11 protein-coding genes are annotated in these 17,711 nt (G+C 68.0%); 5 read left to right on the top strand and 6 right to left on the bottom strand.

All coding sequences use genetic code 11. The features are described from left to right. Window positions 1-291 precede the first annotated feature (291 nt). Window positions 292-2,364 (bottom strand): M1 family metallopeptidase, encoded by a 2,073-nt coding sequence (locus tag IT359_12800; protein MCC6929852.1) that lies wholly within the window; start codon window positions 2,362-2,364, stop codon window positions 292-294. Window positions 2,365-2,366: 2 nt separating this feature from the next. Further along, window positions 2,367-2,975 (bottom strand): HupE/UreJ family protein, encoded by a 609-nt coding sequence (locus IT359_12795; protein MCC6929851.1) that lies wholly within the window; start codon window positions 2,973-2,975, stop codon window positions 2,367-2,369. 161 nt (window positions 2,976-3,136) lie between these two features. Between IT359_12795 and IT359_12790 the strand changes: the two genes are divergently transcribed. Next, complete coding sequence (locus IT359_12790; protein MCC6929850.1) at window positions 3,137-6,928, top strand: carboxypeptidase regulatory-like domain-containing protein; 3,792 nt, start codon at window positions 3,137-3,139, stop codon at window positions 6,926-6,928. A 99-nt stretch (window positions 6,929-7,027) separates the two neighbouring features. Here the strand turns inward: IT359_12790 and IT359_12785 are convergent, their stop codons facing one another. Next, window positions 7,028-8,224 (bottom strand): di-heme enzyme, encoded by a 1,197-nt coding sequence (locus tag IT359_12785; protein ID MCC6929849.1) that lies wholly within the window; start codon window positions 8,222-8,224, stop codon window positions 7,028-7,030. 143 nt (window positions 8,225-8,367) lie between these two features. Here IT359_12785 and IT359_12780 point away from each other — a divergent pair, with 143 nt between their 5' ends. Both IT359_12780 and IT359_12775 read left to right on the top strand, forming a co-directional pair. Next, window positions 8,368-8,985, top strand: coding sequence for a GNAT family N-acetyltransferase (locus IT359_12780; protein ID MCC6929848.1), 618 nt, complete (start codon window positions 8,368-8,370; stop codon window positions 8,983-8,985). A 35-nt stretch (window positions 8,986-9,020) separates the two neighbouring features. Beyond that, complete coding sequence (locus tag IT359_12775; GenBank protein ID MCC6929847.1) at window positions 9,021-10,310, top strand: hypothetical protein; 1,290 nt, start codon at window positions 9,021-9,023, stop codon at window positions 10,308-10,310. Window positions 10,311-10,517: 207 nt separating this feature from the next. On the opposite strand, the gene IT359_12770 is transcribed toward IT359_12775, so the two are convergent. The 3 genes from IT359_12770 to IT359_12760 form a co-directional block, all read right to left on the bottom strand. Then, a complete protein-coding gene (locus IT359_12770) occupies window positions 10,518-11,777 on the bottom strand; it encodes a DUF1343 domain-containing protein (GenBank protein ID MCC6929846.1) in 1,260 nt (419 codons plus the stop codon). 62 nt (window positions 11,778-11,839) lie between these two features. Next, window positions 11,840-13,315: an amidohydrolase gene (locus IT359_12765; GenBank protein ID MCC6929845.1), complete on the bottom strand. Its 1,476-nt coding sequence runs from the start codon at window positions 13,313-13,315 to the stop codon at window positions 11,840-11,842. Window positions 13,316-13,440: 125 nt separating this feature from the next. Beyond that, a complete protein-coding gene (locus IT359_12760) occupies window positions 13,441-13,995 on the bottom strand; it encodes a Uma2 family endonuclease (GenBank protein MCC6929844.1) in 555 nt (184 codons plus the stop codon). A 292-nt stretch (window positions 13,996-14,287) separates the two neighbouring features. On the opposite strand from IT359_12760, the gene IT359_12755 reads away from it, so the two are divergent. Together IT359_12755 and IT359_12750 are read left to right on the top strand one after the other, a co-directional pair. After that, entirely contained in the window at window positions 14,288-15,676 is a 1,389-nt protein-coding gene (locus tag IT359_12755; protein MCC6929843.1) for a M24 family metallopeptidase, read from the top strand. A 5-nt stretch (window positions 15,677-15,681) separates the two neighbouring features. Then, a complete protein-coding gene (locus tag IT359_12750) occupies window positions 15,682-17,370 on the top strand; it encodes an amidohydrolase family protein (GenBank protein MCC6929842.1) in 1,689 nt (562 codons plus the stop codon). Window positions 17,371-17,711 lie beyond the last annotated feature (341 nt).

Here is a 17,711-nt window from a genome sequence, read left to right as displayed (position 1 = left end):
TCCTCCGTGCCTCCTCCGTGCCTCCTCCGTGGACCTCCGTGTCGCGCTTTTCGCGTTGCGGTCACCGGCGCCCGATGCGGCTAGTGGCGTGGAGCGCGACGACGAATGGATCCCAGCTTGCGCTGGGAAGCTGGGCGTGGGAGGCTGGGTTCGGCGCGTCACGACGCTCCCCTCGACTTTTCGTCTTCTCGACTTCTCGACTTCTCGACTTCTCGTCTTCTCGTCTTCTCGTCCTCTCGTCCTCTCGTCTTCTCGTCTTCTCGTCTTCTCGTCTTCTCGTCTTCTCGTCCTCTACGAAATGGTATTCGGCCTCACCCACGTGTTGTTCGACCGATCGACATCGGCCAGCACCTCCTTCGGGTCGAGCACGATCTGCGTCACCTTCCTCTTCGTGAAGAAGCCGTACGTGAACGACAGCTCGTTGCGGCGCCAGACGTCGGCCGGGAGCTTCACCAGCGCCTTGGTCCCGTCGTCGTACGTCACCTCGACCTGCAGCGGAAGCACGAGCCCTCCCTTGTTCTCGATCTTCACACGGTAATACGTCTCGCCGGCCTTGCTGGGACCTAACAACGAATCGCCGGCCTGCTGCTCCACTCCCGCGATCGATTGGTCGTTGGCGTACGTGGTGTAGAACCAGCCGCGCCAGAAGTAGTTGAGCTGCTCCCCCGCGCCGTCCTCGATGGAGCGGAAGAAGTCGGCCGGCTGCGGATGCTTGAACATCCACTTCCTCGAGTACTCGCGGAACGCCTCGTCGAACAACGAATCGCCCAGTACCTGCTCGCGCAGCATCACCAGCCCGGCGGCCGGCTTGGAGTAGCCGTTGTTGCCGAACTGCGCCTGGATGTCGTTGGACTCCGTCATCAGCGGCACCTGCGCGTCCTGCTTCATGTAGCCGACGATGTTCTTCGCCGGCCCGCGCTGCGAGGGATATGCGGGGTCCCAGTCCTTCTCGGCGTAGTACTGCAGGAAGGAGTTGATCCCCTCGTCCATCCACGTCCACTTGCGTTCGTCCGAGGCGACGATCATCGGGAACCAGTTGTGTCCCACCTCGTGGATGGTGACCGAGATGAGGGCGCGGGCCAGCCCGGGCGAGACCTTGCCGTCCGCCGCCGGGCGCGCACCGCAGAAGGCGATCATCGGGTACTCCATCCCGAAGACCGGGCCGTGCACGTTGACCGCCTTGGGGTACGGGTACTCGAACGACATCCGCCCGTACGTCCTCATGGTCTGCGCGATGGCCTTGGTGCTGACGGAGTCCCACAGCGGCATGGCGTCGCGCGGATAGAGCGAGTGCAGCTCGATGGGCTTGTCGGTGGGACGGTACCTGAAGCCCATCGCGTCCCATACGTACGCCTTGCTCGACACCCACGCAAAGTCGCGCACGTTCTCGGCGCGGAACTTCCATGTGAGCGGCGCCGACCCCGCTGGGCGCGCCTCGGGCTTCATCACCTCGTCAGGCGCAACGATGAAGACCGGCGTGTCGCTCGTCCACGCCCTGGCCAGCCGTTGCTGCTGCGACACGGTGAGGACCTGCGCCGGATTGGTGAGCACTCCCGTGGCGTTGACGATGTGGTTGCGCGGAACGGTGAGCTCGACGTCGTAGTTGCCAAAGTTGAGGTAGAACTCGCCCTGCCCCAGGAACTGGTCGGTGGCCCACCCGTTCACGTCGTCGTACACCGAGGCGCGCGGGAACCACTGCGCCAGTTCGTAGAGCCAGCCGTCCTTTACCAGCTCCTTGGCGCCGCGCCCGTTGCGCCCACCCTCGGGGATCCGGTTGTTCCAGGCGATCTCGATCACCGCCGACTGCCCGGTCGCGATCGGTGCCGCCAGGTGCACCTTCATCACCGTCCCGTTGATCACGTAGCGGGCGTCGCGCCTCACCCCCTTGGCATCGACCACCTGCACGCGCGTGAGGTTGTAGCCGCCGTCGAACTCCTCCGGCGCCAGGAAGCGCCGCGCCTGCTCGGGGATGCGTGTCGGGAGCGCCTGCTCCACCAGGGCGGCGCGCGAATCCGGCTTCTCGATGTTCTGGTCGAGCTGGAACCAGACGTACGAGAGCTGGTCGGGGGAGTTGTTGTGGTACGTGACGCGTTCGCTCCCCGTCACGCTGTGCGCCACCGTGTCGAGCGTGGCCTTGATGGCGTAGTCGACGCGCTGCTGCCAGTACTTTGGCCCCGGCGCCCCCGCCGCGTTGCGGTACTCGTTAGGATCGGGCCACTCGTCGATGGCGCGGAACGAACTCTGGTTGGTCTTTCGGTCCCTGGCGTTCACCCAGTTCTGCGCGTGCGCCGATGTGGCGAGGAACGCCAGGGACCAGAAGACGAGAAGACGGGAAGACGAGAAGACGAGAGGAGTCACAGGCACGCTCACATTCCGGGGTAACGTTCGACGATCATTCGGAGGCTGGCGAGGACGATCACGAGCGACAATGCGGCTGCCCATCGCCGGCGCGAGAGTCCGGCGATTTCGCACACCGCCGCACCGGCCAGCAGCACGCAGGCGACGATGGCCAGTTGCCCGACTTCCAACCCGACGTTGAAGGCGAAGAGCGGGAGGACGATCGACTCCTCTCCCCCCAACACCGCGCGCAGGAAGTTGGAGAAGCCGAGCCCGTGAATCAGCCCGAAAGTCCCCGCAAGCGCGTACAGGAGCGCATGACGTTCGGGGCGATACGGCTCGCCCGATGACTCGGCTCGCCGCCGCGAGAGCAACGAGTACCCCGCCGTCACCACGATGGTGACCGGGATCAGGAACTCGATGAGCGGGGCGCGGACGCGGACCAGGTCGAGCGTGGCCAGCGCCAGGGTGGCGGAGTGGCCGATGGTGAAGGCGGTGACGAGCCAGAGCAGGCGCCGCCAGTCGCGCGGTGCGTAGCCGGCGGTCAGCGCCACTATGAAGAGGATGTGGTCGTAGCCCTTGAGGTCGGCGATATGGCCGACCCCCAGGCGGAAATACGTGAGAAACTCGGAGAGCACGACGGTCGCGCGGGGGTGGTGATCCAACGCCGTTCCCTGCAGAAGCTTAGCGGAGGAAGGACGGCAATTCGACAGCGCCGATTCCGCGCCGACCGTTAACAACCGCCGACCCCGGTGGTCCAACCGAGGTCCCCAGAGATGTTCATCCCGAGGGTTTTCTCGTGCACAATCTGTCCGTCCCGCAGAGCGCGCTCGGCGTGCGCCGGGCGTTGATCGCTATCGCTGCGGTTTTCGCTGGTTTCGCCACCACACTCGCACTCGCTCCGTCCACCGCCCGCGCCCAGATGGGCGCCACCACCGACATCATCACCGGCACCGTTATCCGGGCCGAGACGAATGCCCCGCTGGAAGGTGCAAACATCGAGGTGATGTCGATCGAGACGAACGTCACCCGCCGCGCCCGCACCAACGCGCAGGGCAAGTTCACCGTCCTCTTTCCCGACGGCGGCGGACAGTATCGCGTCATCGCAAGGTCACTCGGCCTTGCTCCCGCGACAGTGACGGTCGCCAGGCATGCCGACGAGGACCGGCTCGTGGTCAACATCAAGCTGACCACCAACCCCACCGTCCTCGCGGCCGTCACCGTCCAGGCGCGCCAGAACGTGCCGCGAGAGGGCGACCGCCCCGCCCCTGGGTCAGTCGAGCGCGCGCTCAACGCCGACCAGGCGGCCCGCCTCCCCATCGACGCCTCGGACCTCACGCAGCTGGCGCTCACCGCCCCGGGGGTCGTGAGCATCACAGGCTCCGACACGTCGGGGGCCGGCTTCTCCGTCGCCGGCCAGGCGCCGACCGCCAACAATATCACGCTCGACGGACTCTCCTTCGGGTCGTCGCAGGTCCCCCAGGAGGCGGTGCGCAACTCGCGCGTCATCACCTCCGGATACGACGTGGCCCGCGGCCAGTTCTCCGGCGGACAGATCGCCTCCACCACTCGCAGCGGGACCAACACCCCGCAGGGGAACTTCACCTACTCGCTACGCGACCGGAGTCTCGCTGTGGAAGGCGAGGACAGCTCGCCGCTCTCGCAGGGTTACACGCAGAACCAGTTCTCCGGCGGCTTCGGCTCGCACGTCATCAAGGACAAGCTCTTCTACTTCACGGCGCTGCAGCTGCGGCGGCGCGAGGATATCGTCCCCAACCTCGGCAACGCCGACGCCGCGACGCTCGAGCGCTTCGGCGTCGCCCCGGACTCGGTTGCGCGCTTCTTCTCCCTGGCGCAGGCGGCCGGGATCTCGCCGCGCGGGATCCTCGCCAACGACCGCACGGGCGACAACCTCTCCGGGATTCTGCGCGTCGACTATCTCACCGAGGGTGGGCAGTCGCTCTCCATTCGCGGCGACTATTCCTACAGCAACTCCGACCCCACGCGCATCAGCACCCTCTCGCTCCCGCAAACCGGCGGCGACACGCGCAACTGGGGTGGCGGCCTCGCGGCGACGCTTACGTCCAACATCGGCGGGCGCTTTCTCAACGAGCTCAAGCTGTATGGCTCGGTGAACAAGAACGCGGGCGAGCCATTCCTCACCCTCCCGTTCGGGCGCGTGCAGGTGAGCTCGGAGCTGGACAACGGCGAGACCGGTATCTCGACGCTCACCTTCGGCGGCAACACCGGGCTTCCGCAGGCCGGGCGCACCAACGCCTTCGAGGCGACGAACGAGACCTCCTGGCTCTCCGAGGGCGGGGCGCACCGCTTCAAGCTGGGCGGGCTGTTCAACCTGCAGTCGTTCGAGCGTGACGTGACCAGCAACCGCTGGGGGACGTTCACCTTCAACTCGCTGGCCGACTTCGAGGCGGGGCGCGCGGCGATGTACACGCGCACCCTCACGCCGCGCCTGCGCGAAGGGGCCGGCGCCAACGCGGCCGTCTACCTTGGCGACACGTGGCGGGTGAACCGTGCGTTGCAGCTCACGATGGGGGCGCGCGCCGAGGGGTCGTACTTTGGCCGCACACCGGCCTACAATCCGGTCGTGGAGCAGGCCTTCGGGTTCCGCACCGACAAGGTCCCCACCGAGTTCCGCCTGTCTCCGCGCGCGGGCTTCACCTACTCGTTAGGGATGCCGGAGCAGGGGCGCTTTGCCCCGCCCACGTGGGTGCTCCGCGGCGGCGTGGGCGAGTTCCGCTCGTCGCCCTCCATCGGGCTCGTCGCATCTGCCGCCGGTGCCACCGGGCTCCCGGACAACGAGTCGCAGCTCGTCTGCATAGGCTCGGGCGTCCCGATCCCCAACTGGAACCTCTACGCGCAGGACCCCGCGTCGTCCCCCACGTCGTGCCTCGACGGGGGCAACCAGGTCCTCCCGACCACGAGCCCCAACGTCACGGTGTTCGACAACGACTTCTCGGCCGCGCGTTCGGTGCGCTCGTCGTTCGGCGTGCAGCATCGCTTCCGGCAACGCTACAACATCAACCTCGACTTCCAGTACGCGCGCGGCGTGGCGCTGACCGGCTACACCGACGTGAACCTGCGCAGCACGCCGCAGTTTGGGCTCGCCGGCGAGGGAGGGCGCCCGGTCTTCGTTGACGCCTCGACCATCGTGCCGGTGACCGGCGCAGTCTCGGTCCTTGGCTCGCGCAACAACGGCGCCTTTGGCCAGGTGCTCGCCACCGGCTCCGACCTCTCCAGCGATTCGAAGCAGGTCACGCTGTCGATGGGCGGGATCACCTCGCAAGGTGCGGTGCTCAACTTCTCGTACACCTGGGCGCAGACCATCGATCAGGGGGCGACGGGGATGGGCGGCGGCGGGGCGTTCGGCGGCTTCGGCGGCGGTGGCGGCTCGTTCGGTTCACCGACCACGGCAGGGAACCCGAACATCCGCGAGTGGGCGCCGAGCGATTTCGACCGCCGGCACACCATCGTTGGAACGGTGACGTATCCGTTCAGTCAGGCGCTCGAGGTCACGGCCTTCGGTCGCCTGAGCTCGGGCTCTCCGTTCACGCCGATGGTCGGCGCCGACATCAACGGCGACGGCTCGCGCAACGACCGGGCCTTCCTCTTCAACCCGGCGACAACCAGCGACGTGGCGGTCGCCGAGGGGATCCAGCACCTGCTGGACAACGCCCCTGACGCGGTCAAGTCGTGCCTCGAATCGCAGCTCGGCGGGATCGCCGGGCGCAACTCGTGCCGCGGGCCCTGGCAGCCGTCGCTCGACCTGCAGCTCAACTGGCGCCCGAACTTCATGGGGCTCAACCGGCGCCTTGCCATCTCGGTGATGACCGTGAATGCGTTAGGCGGGCTGGACCAGCTCCTGCACGGCGACAACCTGCGTGGGTGGGGGCAGTTCCGCGGGACCGACAACACGCTCCTCTACGTGCGCGGCTTCGATGCCAGCACGCAGTCGTACAAGTACCAGGTCAACGAGCGCTTCGGCGCCAACCGCGCCGGCCAGAACGGGATCAAGGTTCCCTTCCAGCTCGGCATCCAGGCGCGCTACACCGTGGGCCCCGATCGCTTCCGCGACATGATTCGCGGGATGATTGGCGGACAGGGAGGAGCGGGGGGGCAGGGGCAGCGGGGCCCGGGCGGCTTTGGCGGCCCCGGTGGCCCCGGTGGACAGGGCGGTGGCCCCGGCGGCTTTGGTGGTGGCTTCGGGATGGGGGGCGCCAACGCTAACCCGGTGCAGCAGGTCCTCGCCCTCAAGGACTCGATTGCCCTCACGGCAGAGCAGGTGACGAAGTTGCAGCCGCTCAGCGACTCGCTCGCGGCCAGGAACAAGGTGCTGGGCGACGAGTTCCAGAAGATGCTGAAGGACGCCGGCGCCAACCCCGACATGGGGGCGTTGTTCGGGAAGATCCGCCCGAAGATGGAAGCGGCACAGAAGGATCGCGCCGCCGCGCTCAAGGAAGTGCAGGCGATCCTGACCCCCGAGCAGTGGGAGAAGGTGCCGGAGCGCGTGCGCAATCCGCAGTTTGGCCCCGGTGGGCAAGGCCAGCGCCGCCCCCCCGGGGGAGAGCGCTAGCCCTCCCAACGCGCGAAGTCTGGATGACGAGAGGGCGCCGGAGCCCCCGCGCCCTCGTCCTCTCGTCCCCAGCTTTCGCTGGGGCAGGCCTCTCGTCTTCTATTTAAGTGCCCACGGATTCGAGAACCGCGCCTCCTTCACCAGCGCCGAGTCGCTCAGCGAACGCAGGAACGCCACGAGGTCGAGCTTTTCCTGCGCTGTGAGCGTGAAGCCCTGGAGTCGCGCGTCCTTGAACGGACTCCGGCTCCCGTCGCCGGCAAGCGGGCCGCTGGCGATCAGGCGCCCGCCGCGCGCGTAGTTATCGACTACGTCCTCCAGCGACCCTACGCTCCCATCGTGCATGTAGGGAAAGGTGAAGGTGAGGTTGCGCAGCGAGGGAACACGGAACTTCCCCATGTCCTCCGCCTTTCCCGTGCGATCGAAGAGTCCGCGATTGTCGGCCGGATAGGCGCCGGCACCATCGAGGTTGTATAGCCCGTTGTTGGCGAAGACCGGGTGCGCGGTGCCGTCGGGATTGAACGACGAAGCGCTGGTGAAGAGCGGGCCCCAGTGACACTCGCTGCACTTGAGCGCGCTGGAGAAGAAGAGCTGTTGCCCGCGCAGCGCTGACGCGCTCATCGCCCCGCGTTCGCCGCGCAGCTCGCGATCGTATGGCGCAGTGCCGGTCACCATCGAACGCTGAAAGGCCGCCAGCGCCCGCGTCACGTTGGACACGGTGAACGGATCACCACTCCCCGGGAACGAGAGCGGAAACAGCTCGCGATACAACGGCTCGGCGCGCAGTCGGTCGAGCAGCTGCGTCTCCATTCCCTTGAGACCGAGTTCCACCGGACGGTCGCCGAACATCGGGACGAGCGCCTGGTGCTCGAGATCCGGCGTGACGGGATCGGTCCAGGTGAAGACGCGGAAGTAGCCGACGTTGGCGACGCTTGGGGAATTGCGCGGATGCGGCTCGCCCGTGGTGCCAATCGATCGGTTGCGCGCATCGGCAAAGCCGAACTCCTGGCGATGACACGCCGAGCATCCCGAAATCGCGTTTCCCGACAGGCGTACGTCGTAGAAGAGACGGCGCCCGAGCTCGACCTTGGCCGGTGACATCGGGTTGTCGGCTGGGACGGTCGGCGTGGGCCACCCATCGGGGAGCTGCCATGTGTAGTCAGCGGGATCACCCGAGTAGCGCGGTGCCAGCTCGTGGCCGTTTCCCGCGCACGCAGCGGCCAGCAGCGCACTGAAGCGTGCGGCTACGGCCAGGGGGGACGGTCGAGCACGAGCGGGGATCTGCGACACTTGCACCATGGGGTGACGCGATGGCTTGCCGGCGGCGTATCCTCCCTACAAACTCGCCCGGCACAGATGGACGTCAAGCAGTGGTGGCGTTCACCTCGAGCGGTCAACGCATTCCCATAGTTCCACTCGGCGCTCCCCCATCGTCGTTTGCCGTGTCGCACGCGGTTCGCCTTCGAACACCTCGCCTGGTCATTCGCCGCTGGTCCACCGCCGACGCCGACGGACTTGCGGCGGCGATCGAATCGAACCTGGAGCACCTGCAACGCTGGTTCAGTTGGGCGCGCGACGAACCGGCACCGCAGGCCGAGCACGTTCTGCGCCTCGACCGATGCGCGCGCGACTTCGATCTCGACCGCGATTGGCCGTTTGCCCTGCTCACCGCCGATGAACAGGTCATCGTGGGAGGCGCCGGCCTGCATGCCACGGGGCGAGATGATACGCTCGAAGTCGGGTGCTGGCTCTGCGCCGACGTCCAGGGGCTTGGCTTGGCGAGCGAGGTGACGACGGCACTTTGTCACGAGGCGTTCTTCCGACGCGGGATGTCGGCGGTCTCGCTGCGGTGCAATCCGCATAACGCACGTGCCATTCGCCTTGCCGAGCGCATGGGGTTCGTGCGACTCGACCAGCGTGAGGCGCTGGGGCTCGGGCAATCCAAGCATGGTGTGGCCGAGCCGACGGTCATCTATCTCCTGCGTCGGGATGAAGTCGCGCTCGATTCGCCGGTCCGCGAGGGCGGAGCGGTGTATGAGGATGACACGCCGGCATCCTGACGCCGACGTCATCCCCTTCTCGTCCCTATCTCGCCGTGACTGAACGAGCCGTTCGCCCGCAGCCGCGACCGTCGACGCCATGGTCGCTTGCCCGCGCCATGTTGCGCGCGCCACGGCTCGCGGCCGCGCTGGCGCTTGCCGGTTCGGCGTTGGTTGCGTCGTGCGACACGCGTCTGAGCGGTCGCGAGGCAAACGATGGGGAGCAGCGACTGCTGCGGGGGCGCGCCACTGGCCAGGACAGGCGCCGCGACCGCGAGCAACGCAAGGCAGCCCGGGAGGAAGCGCGGGAGGCCGAGCGCGTCGCACGAGCTTCAGCAACCGCGGCGTCAGGGATCCGCGTGGTACCGCTCGCCGAGCGTGGCGTCGTCGATGAGCGGTCGGCGGCGGCGATGAGTCGCGCAGTGGCCGGCGTCTTCTACACGATGAACGACTCCGGGAACGAGCCGGTGATCTTCGCCTTCGACACGACGGGAGCATTGCGCGGACGCTGGACGGTACGCGGCGCGCGCAACGTGGATTGGGAAGCGCTCGCGGTTGGTCCGTGCGGCACGCAGCGTCCAGGCGCTGCGGCGGGCGGTGCGGGCGGTGGTGCGACCGGTGGTGCGGCTGGTGGTGCGGCTGGTGGTGCGGCTGGTGGCGGTGGTGCAGCGGGCGTTGCGGCTGGCGGCGGGGCGGCTGTTGGCGCGAGCTGCCTGTATATCGGCGACGTGGGCGACAACGCGCAGCGTCGCCCCACCGTCACGCTGTACCGATTGCGCGAACCGCTGCCCGGCAGCTCGCGCGGAGTGGTCGACGCCGAGGCACTCTCCGTACGCTATTCCGACCGCGCGCACAACACCGAGGCGATGTACGTGGCCAACGATGGGGCGGTGGTGCTGATTCCCAAGGCCAACGGCCGCTTGCTGGGGATGGATGACGTGCGCCCGCGTCTCTATCGCGTGGCGCCGTCGGCGTGGATGCGTGCCTCGCCGGTCACGGCGACGTTGGTCGACTCCCTCCCCGAGTTCGCCGGCGGCGCCCGGAAGCGCATGGTCACCGATGCGGCGCTCTCGGCGGACGGTGCCTGGCTTGCCGTGCGTACGTACGAGTGGGTCGCTCTCTGGCCCGTGGACTCGGCGACCGGGCTTCCGCGCCGTGGCGCGGCGGGGGCGTTGTGCGACGTGCAGCAGCTCGAGGAGCGCCAGGGTGAGGGGGTGGGAATCGCGGTCATCGCGCGCGGCGCGGCACGACTTGTCTTCACCAGCGAAGGGGGGGAGCAGCCGTTGCGGCTGGCGGAGTGTCCGGCGAAGGCGGGACTGGCGGGGGCGCCGGGAGCAGTGCGATAGCGGACGGGCGAACGCTGACAACCCCGCGCCCAGCTGGAACAACAACTACTACTGCCACATGGTCGGCGCGGTGGCGGTCCTCCCACCCGCGCAGCAGCAGGCGGAAGGCGGCGAAGGCGGCGGGGAGACGGGAGACGGGAGAAAGCTTGCCCCAGTAAAGGCTGGGGGGGGTTGGGAGCCCCGACGCGCGTCGGGAGGGCGACGGTGTCAGCTGTAGAGCAGCGCCGACGTCACGCGTGCGGTCCAATCACCGGTTGCGGTCCACTCCTCGAGCATCGCGCGCGTGACGGTGAGCGAGGGGGTGTCGATGAGCGGGGCGATGCGACGCGTTCCTGCCAGCCGCGCGAAGTGATCGCCCCCGGTGGGGTTGGCGGCGGTGGGGTAGGTCGCCCACGCGAACGCGTCGCGATGCGTGCGGGCGATGGCCGCCATCAGCTGCAACGCGACGGCCACGGGGCGGATGGCGGCCGCCGCATCGCGATCGACCGGCTCGACACGAAGCGCGTTACACGCCGTTCCCGCATGCGGCGGTTGACCGGGGACGACGCGCGCGCTGCGCAGCCGAACGCCGGGCGGCAGTTCACCTTCCAGCGCCTCGATGACCACCTCCGGCTGCAACCACGGCGCGGCGACGAGTTGGAACGGCGTCGAAGTCCCGCGTCCCACGCTCAGGTTGGTCCCCTCGAACAGGCAGAGTCCGGGGTAGAGCCGCGCCGAGTCGAATGATGGCATCGCCGGCGACGTGGCGACCCAGGGGAGCCCGCACGCGGGCCAGGACATGTCGCGGCGCCACCCCTCGCACGTCACGACGCCGACGCGCGCGTCTCGAACGCGCGTCTGCTGCCAGGAGTTGGCCAGTTCGCCCAGTGTGAGTGAGTGCCGCACCGGGATCGCCCAGCGCCCCACGAACGACGCGCACGTCGCCTCGTCGAGCAGCGGTCCCTCGGCGCTCGCCAGCTCACCGCCTAACGGGTTCGGCCGGTCGAGGACCACCAGCGGCGTTCCCGTGCGTGCGCACGCTTCCAGCACGTGCGAGAGCGTCCACGTATAGGTGTAGAATCGCGCCCCAACATCCGGTATGTCGAAGAGGACGACGTCGAGATCGGCCAGCGACTCGTCAGGCGGGGCGAAGCGCTCCCCATACAGCGAGACGATCGGTAGCCCCGTCGCCGCATCGATGCCATCGAGCATTGGCGCACCGTCGTCGCCCTGCGCGCTCAACCCGTGCTCGGGCGAGAAGAGTCGCACCAACGCCACCCCCGCATCACGCAGCGCCAGGCGCGACCGCCGCTCCGCGTCATCCGCCAGTCGCGCCGCCTCGTTCGTCACCAACCCCACGCGAGGCGCGCGCGTCAGGCGCGGCTCGCGCAACCCGCGCGTCGCCAGCTCAGCGCGCGATGCGTCGAGCGCCTCCGCAATCAGCGAAGGGTCGGCGACCACGCGATCGATACCAAAGCGAACAGGCAAGTCTCTTATCCCGTCTCCCCGCAGCCTTCGCTGGGGCAAGCTTTCTCCCGTCCCCCGCCCCCCTACTTCCTGTAATCCAGCGCCGGCTTTTCCCGATCCAGCCGCGTGCTGTACACGAAGTTGGGGCCGCGGCGCTGGTCGAACTCGGCCTTGGCCTTCACGATGAGCGACGGGTCCTTGAACAGGTCGATCGCCGTAAGCGACATCGTCTTTGCCGCGACGAGCATTCCCTTGGCCCCGATCGGCGTTCCGCCAGCCGCAACGGCCTGCCACGAATGCGCCGGCGTCCCCGGAACCCAGGTGGCGGCGCTCAGTTGCACCGTTGGCACTGCCCACGACACGTCGCCCATGTCGGTGCTCGCCGGATCGACGCTCCCGCCCGTGAAGGGGAAGACCTTCCCCGCGTCGTCGATAGGCGGCACCGGGCCCTGGAGCGACTTCTGCAACTCGGTCGCGAAGGCGCGGTCTTCGGCTGTGTACTGCACGCCACCCACGCGCTCGAGGTTCTTCTGCTGCACCCGGGTCAGCACCTCGTTGGGCAGCACGTTGTACACGGCGCCGATGGTCTCATGCTCCACCGTCGTCATCGTCCCCATCGCCGCCCCCTTCGACGCGTTGATCATCCACTGCCAGATCTGGTCGAGGACGCGCATGTCGCTCTGCCGCGCGTAGATGAACAGCTCGGCGAAGTCCGGGACCACGTTCGGCGCCTTCCCGCCATTCGTGATGACATAGTGGATGCGCGTGTCCTGCGGGACGTGCTCGCGCATCATGTTCACCATGTGCGTCATCGCCTCCACGCCATCGAGCGCCGAGCGCCCCTTCTCCGGCGCCCCCGCCGCGTGGGCCGAGATGCCGCGAAAACGGAACTTGGCCGAGATGTTGGCGAGCGTGCTGTTAGCGTCGGCGACGTTGCGATCGCCCGGGTGCCACGACACCACGGCGTCGACATCCTTGAACAGCCCGGCGCGCACCATGTACACCTTGCCGCTCCCCCCTTCCTCGGCGGGCGTCCCGTAGAAGCGCAACGTTCCCGGGATCTTGTTCGCGACCATCCATTCCTTCACCGCGATCGCAGCGGCAGTCGAGGCGGTGCCGAAGAGGTGGTGCCCGCAGCCGTGCCCGGGCCCGCCGTCGCTGATCGCCTTCTTGAACGGCGACGCCTCCTGCGAGAGTCCGGGAAGCGCGTCGAACTCGCCGACGATGGCAATGACCGGCTTCCCGCTCCCGTAGTTGGCGATGAAGCCGGTGGGCTCGCCCACCACTCCCGCCTCAACGGCGAAGCCGGCGTCCTTGAGCTCCTTCTGGAGCAGGGCGCTCGACTTCTCCTCCTGATACCCGACCTCGGCGAAGCCCCAGATCTGCTTGGCGATGGAAGCGTAGTGGTCGAACTTCGCGTCGAGCGCGGAAATGATGGGGGCGGCCGCGTCCGGCTTTCCCTTCTGCGCCTTGGCGGCGGTAGGAAGGCTGAGCGCGACGGCAGCACCTGCGGCGACTAGGCGCCCCAGCGGACGGGAGAACGGACGGATGAGAGTCATGGCGGGAAGTGGAGGAAGTCTCCCGCCAACATAGGGACGAGCAGTCGAGCGTCAATCAATGAAACAGCGCTCCCTCCCGTGCACCGCCCAACTCCCGTCCCCCGTCCCCCGTCCCCCGTCCGCAGTTACGTGTCCAGCGCCTCCGCGAACAGCGCCTCGACATCGAGATCGAGTGGTGGGACGCTTGGCGCCGGCTCCCAGCGCAGCGTCGCGTCGATCATCTCGGGGCGGTCCTGACCCGGGCGCCAGCGCTCGATGGTGCGCGCGTCGGCGTCCACGATCCAGTATTCGCCGACCCCCTCTTCGATGTAGATGCGACGTTTGGTGATGCGGTCGTGGCGCGCCGTGCCGGGGGAGAGGACTTCGGCGGCGAGGAGGAGGTGGCGCACTTCTCCAAAGTCCATGGCGGGACGTCCAAGCACGTCGCGAATAGCGAAGACGTCTGGCTCCAGAAGCCGCGTCGGCGAGAACTCGACATCGGCCGGCGCCATGATCGCCCGCCCGAGACGATTCACGCGCAGGTACGCGTCCAGTTGGCGCGCCAAGGCGAAGACCACGTGTTGGTGCTTCCAGCCGGGCGCTGGCGTCACCGCCAGCACCCCGTCGAGCACCTCGTAGCGCTTCCCGTCGTCAGGGAGCGCCCGCGCCCGTTCCGCCGTCCACTCCGCCGCCATCGGCATGACCATACCATACCCCACACGCGCCGAGCCTCGCAAGCAGTTTCAACGGGGAGCCTAACGCTCGGCGCTCCGCGCACGCGTACCGGAATTTCGCGTGTGTCATCATTTCGACTCGCGCGCGGGGCGCGTTCGATCACGTCGCCGGCGCAAGCGCTTGAGCCGTGCCGACTGCGAGGGTCGCGGCGACTTTCCGTTGAGTAGCCGAGGTGCTAGCATCTGCAGTCGGTCGTTCGAAAGTGCAGCGTTATCCTTGCGTAGGCTCCCGCTCATCGCCCACCGCCGCGCCCGTCACATGCAACGCCTCCCGGTTGGTCTTCTCGCCCTGACGCTCCTTGGCATACTCGACGCCGCGCCCGCTGCCGCGCAAAACGCTGATGCGCCGCTCCGCCGTACCGTGAACGTGCGCCGCGACCCCGCCGCTTCCGCGCTCCCCTCGTGGTCGGAGCAGATTCGCATTCGCGAGTCGTGGCTCGACACGCGCCACCGCCTCCTGCTCGACATGATGCGAAAGCGCGGGATCGGGATGTGGATCGTCGTCAACGAGGAGTTCCACAACGACCCGCTCGCCGAGTTCGTCGCGCCGCCGCGCCCGTACACCGGCAACCGCGACTTCTTCATCTTCGTCGACACCGGCGGCACGGCGCTGCGCCGCATTGCCGTCACCGGCTACTCCGAGGACAACCTCAAGCGCTGGTTCGAGTCGCCGGACGAGCCGCGGCCGATCACCGCCGTCCTCCCCGAGCTGGTCAGGCAATACGATCCCCGGCGCATTGCGTTAGGCGCGGGCGGCAAGCGCGGCGTCACGCGCTCGCTCACGCACGACAGCTGGGTCGACCTCACGACGCTCATCGGCCCCGACGCCGGGCAGCGCGTGGTCCCCGCGGCCGACCTCATCGAGGAGTACCTCGACACGCGCATTCCCGAAGAGATGCCGTACTACCGCCAGGCGGTGCAGCTGACGGAGTCGCTGGCGCGGCGTGCCCTCTCCAACGAGGTCATCGTGCCCGGAAAGACCACGGTGGGCGACGTGCGCAACTGGCTGTACGACGCGCTCTGGGCCGCCGGCGTGCGCACCTGGTTCCAGCCCGACCTGCGCGTGCAGCGGCAGGGGATGGGAAAGGCATCGTCACGCGGTTTCCTCGCCGTTGCACCTGAAAGCACGGTGATCCGCCGCGGCGACGTGGTCCACCTCGACTTCGGCCTCTCGGTGATGGGCTTCGACACCGACTGGCAGAAGATGGCCTACGTCCTCAAGCCGGGCGAACGCGACGCCCCCGCCGGGCTCAAGGCGGCGATGCGCAACTCCAATACGCTGCAGGACGTGATGATGAAGACCTACTCGCGCCCAGGCGCCAGCGTCGCCGACGTGTACGACTCGACGATGGCGGACATGAAGCGGCGCGGGATCACGGCGATGATCTACTCGCACCCCATCGGCAACCAGGGGCACGGGCTGGGCGCGGCCATCGACTTCCGCTCCGCCCAGCGACCCGAGCTCGGTGCCTCGGGGAAGTCGCTGCGAAAGGGGTCGTACATCTCGATCGAACTCAACACACGGACAGCGGTCCCGGAGTGGGGCGGGCAGGACGTCTTCGTGATGTTCGAGGACGATGCGCACCTCACAGACGCGGGATGGGAGTTCTTCAGGCCGAGGCAGGAGGCATGGTACCTCATCAGATAGGGCTCATGACCAGGTTGAACGGCATGCACGTGACTCGTGGCGTTGCACTCGCCCTTGCGCTCGCGTCGGCAAGCACCATCTCATGGGCGCAGCAACCCGCTCGCGCCGCAACGGCCGTCGCCATCCGGCACGCGACGGTGATCGACGTCGCCAGCGGCCGCCTGACGAGTGGGCAGACGATCGTGATCGAGGGGGCGCGCATTCGTGCAGTCACGCCTGACGCGCGCGCGAACGTGCCGTCGGGGGCGCGCGTCGTGGACGCCTCGGGAAGGTTCGTCATTCCGGGATTGTGGGACATGCACGTGCACGCGGTCGGGCCGATGATCGATCGCCTCTTCCTCCCGCCGCTCGCGGCGATGGGCGTGACGGGTGTGCGCGACATGTGGGGGCGTTTCGCGTGGTATGATTCGGCGCGTGCGCAGGGCGCGCGCGGGGAACTCGTGACGCCGCGCCTGGTTGGCCCTGGACACATCCTCGATGGGGCGCCGGCCATCTGGCCCGGTTCGACCGGCGTGAAGGATGCCGCCGAGGCGCGCCGCATGGTCGACTCTCTTGCGGCTGGCGGCGCCGCCTTCATCAAGGTGTATTCGCGCCTCTCGCCTGACGAGTTTCGCGCGGCCGCGGCGCAGGCAACGGCGCGCGGACTCCCCTTCGCCGGCCACGTCCCGTCACTCGTGAGCGTCGGCGAGGCGTCGGACCGGGGGATGAAGAGCATCGAGCACCTGCAGATGATCGTGAACGCCTGCTCCCGCGACGAGGAGGCGATGCGCGCCGACTACGCCGCGGCGCAGGCGTCGCCCAAGGGGTGGGACTCGGCGGGCGTCGTTGCCCGGGTGCAGTCGCGCCGCATCGTCGACACGTTCGATGAAGCACGCTGTCGCGCACTCGCCGAACGCCTGAGGAAGAACGGGACGTGGATGGTCCCGACCATGACGGTGCTGCGCTCGATTGCCTATCTCGACGACAGCACGCTCGCCGCCGACCCGCGCATGGCGTACGTGCCGCGTTTCTTCACCGCCGGGTGGAATCCGAAGAACGACTTCCGCTTCCGCATGATGACCGCGCAGGACTGGGCGGTGCGGAAGGAAGTGTTCGCCGAGCAGCAGAAGATCGTGACGTTGCTGCACAAGGCGGGGGTGCAGTTCCTGGCTGGGACCGACCTGTCCAATCCGTACATCTTCCCCGGCTTCTCGTTGCACGAAGAGCTGCGCAACCTCGTGGCTGCCGGCTTCACACCGCGTGAGGCGTTGCAGGCCGCCACGCTCAACCCGGCGCGCTACCTCAACGCCACCGACTCGTTAGGGACGGTGCAGGCGGGGAAGCTCGCCGACCTGGTCGTCCTCGATGCCAACCCGCTCGAGAACATCGCGAACACGGAGAGGATCCACGCGGTGGTCCTCAATGGTCTCCTCGTCGACTCGGCGCAAAGGACCAAGCTGCTGGACGACGCCAAGGCGCGCACTCCCGTCTCCCCCCGGCCTTCGCTGGGGCAAGCTTTCCCCCCGTCCAGCTCTTCCAGCGATTCCCGCGCTTCTAGCTTCTCCGCCCGAACCCTTCCTCCACCCGCACCCACGCCGCTACCGCGAACCCCGGCACCGTGGACAGCATCACCCACAGGAAGAAGTGCTGGTAGCCCAGCCGCTCCTGCAGCGCGCCGGCGAACATTCCGGGGAGCATCATCCCTAACGCCATGAAGCCGGTGCAGATGGCGTAATGCGCCGTTTGCTGCGCCCCGCGCGACACCATCATCATGAACAGGATGTACGCCGTGAAGCCGAACCCGTAGCCGAACTGCTCCACCGCCACGGCCACCGAGATGACCGTGAGCGACGCCGGCTGCGCATACGCGAGCCAGACAAAGATCAGGTCGGGGAGGTGGATGGCGACCACGAAGAGCCAGAGCAGGCGCTTGAGCCCGTGGCGTGAGGCAAGCCACCCGCCAAACAATCCGCCGCCGGTGAGCGCGAGCACGCCGAACGTCCCGTAGGCCACGCCGACCTCGCTCGTGGTGAGCCCCAGCCCGCCGTCGGCTCGC

This window comes from Gemmatimonadaceae bacterium (genome assembly GCA_020852815.1).
Lineage (GTDB): Bacteria > Gemmatimonadota > Gemmatimonadetes > Gemmatimonadales > Gemmatimonadaceae > SCN-70-22.
The sequence above is the reverse complement of the archived record's forward strand: the minus strand, read 5'-3'. Positions and strand labels throughout refer to the sequence as shown.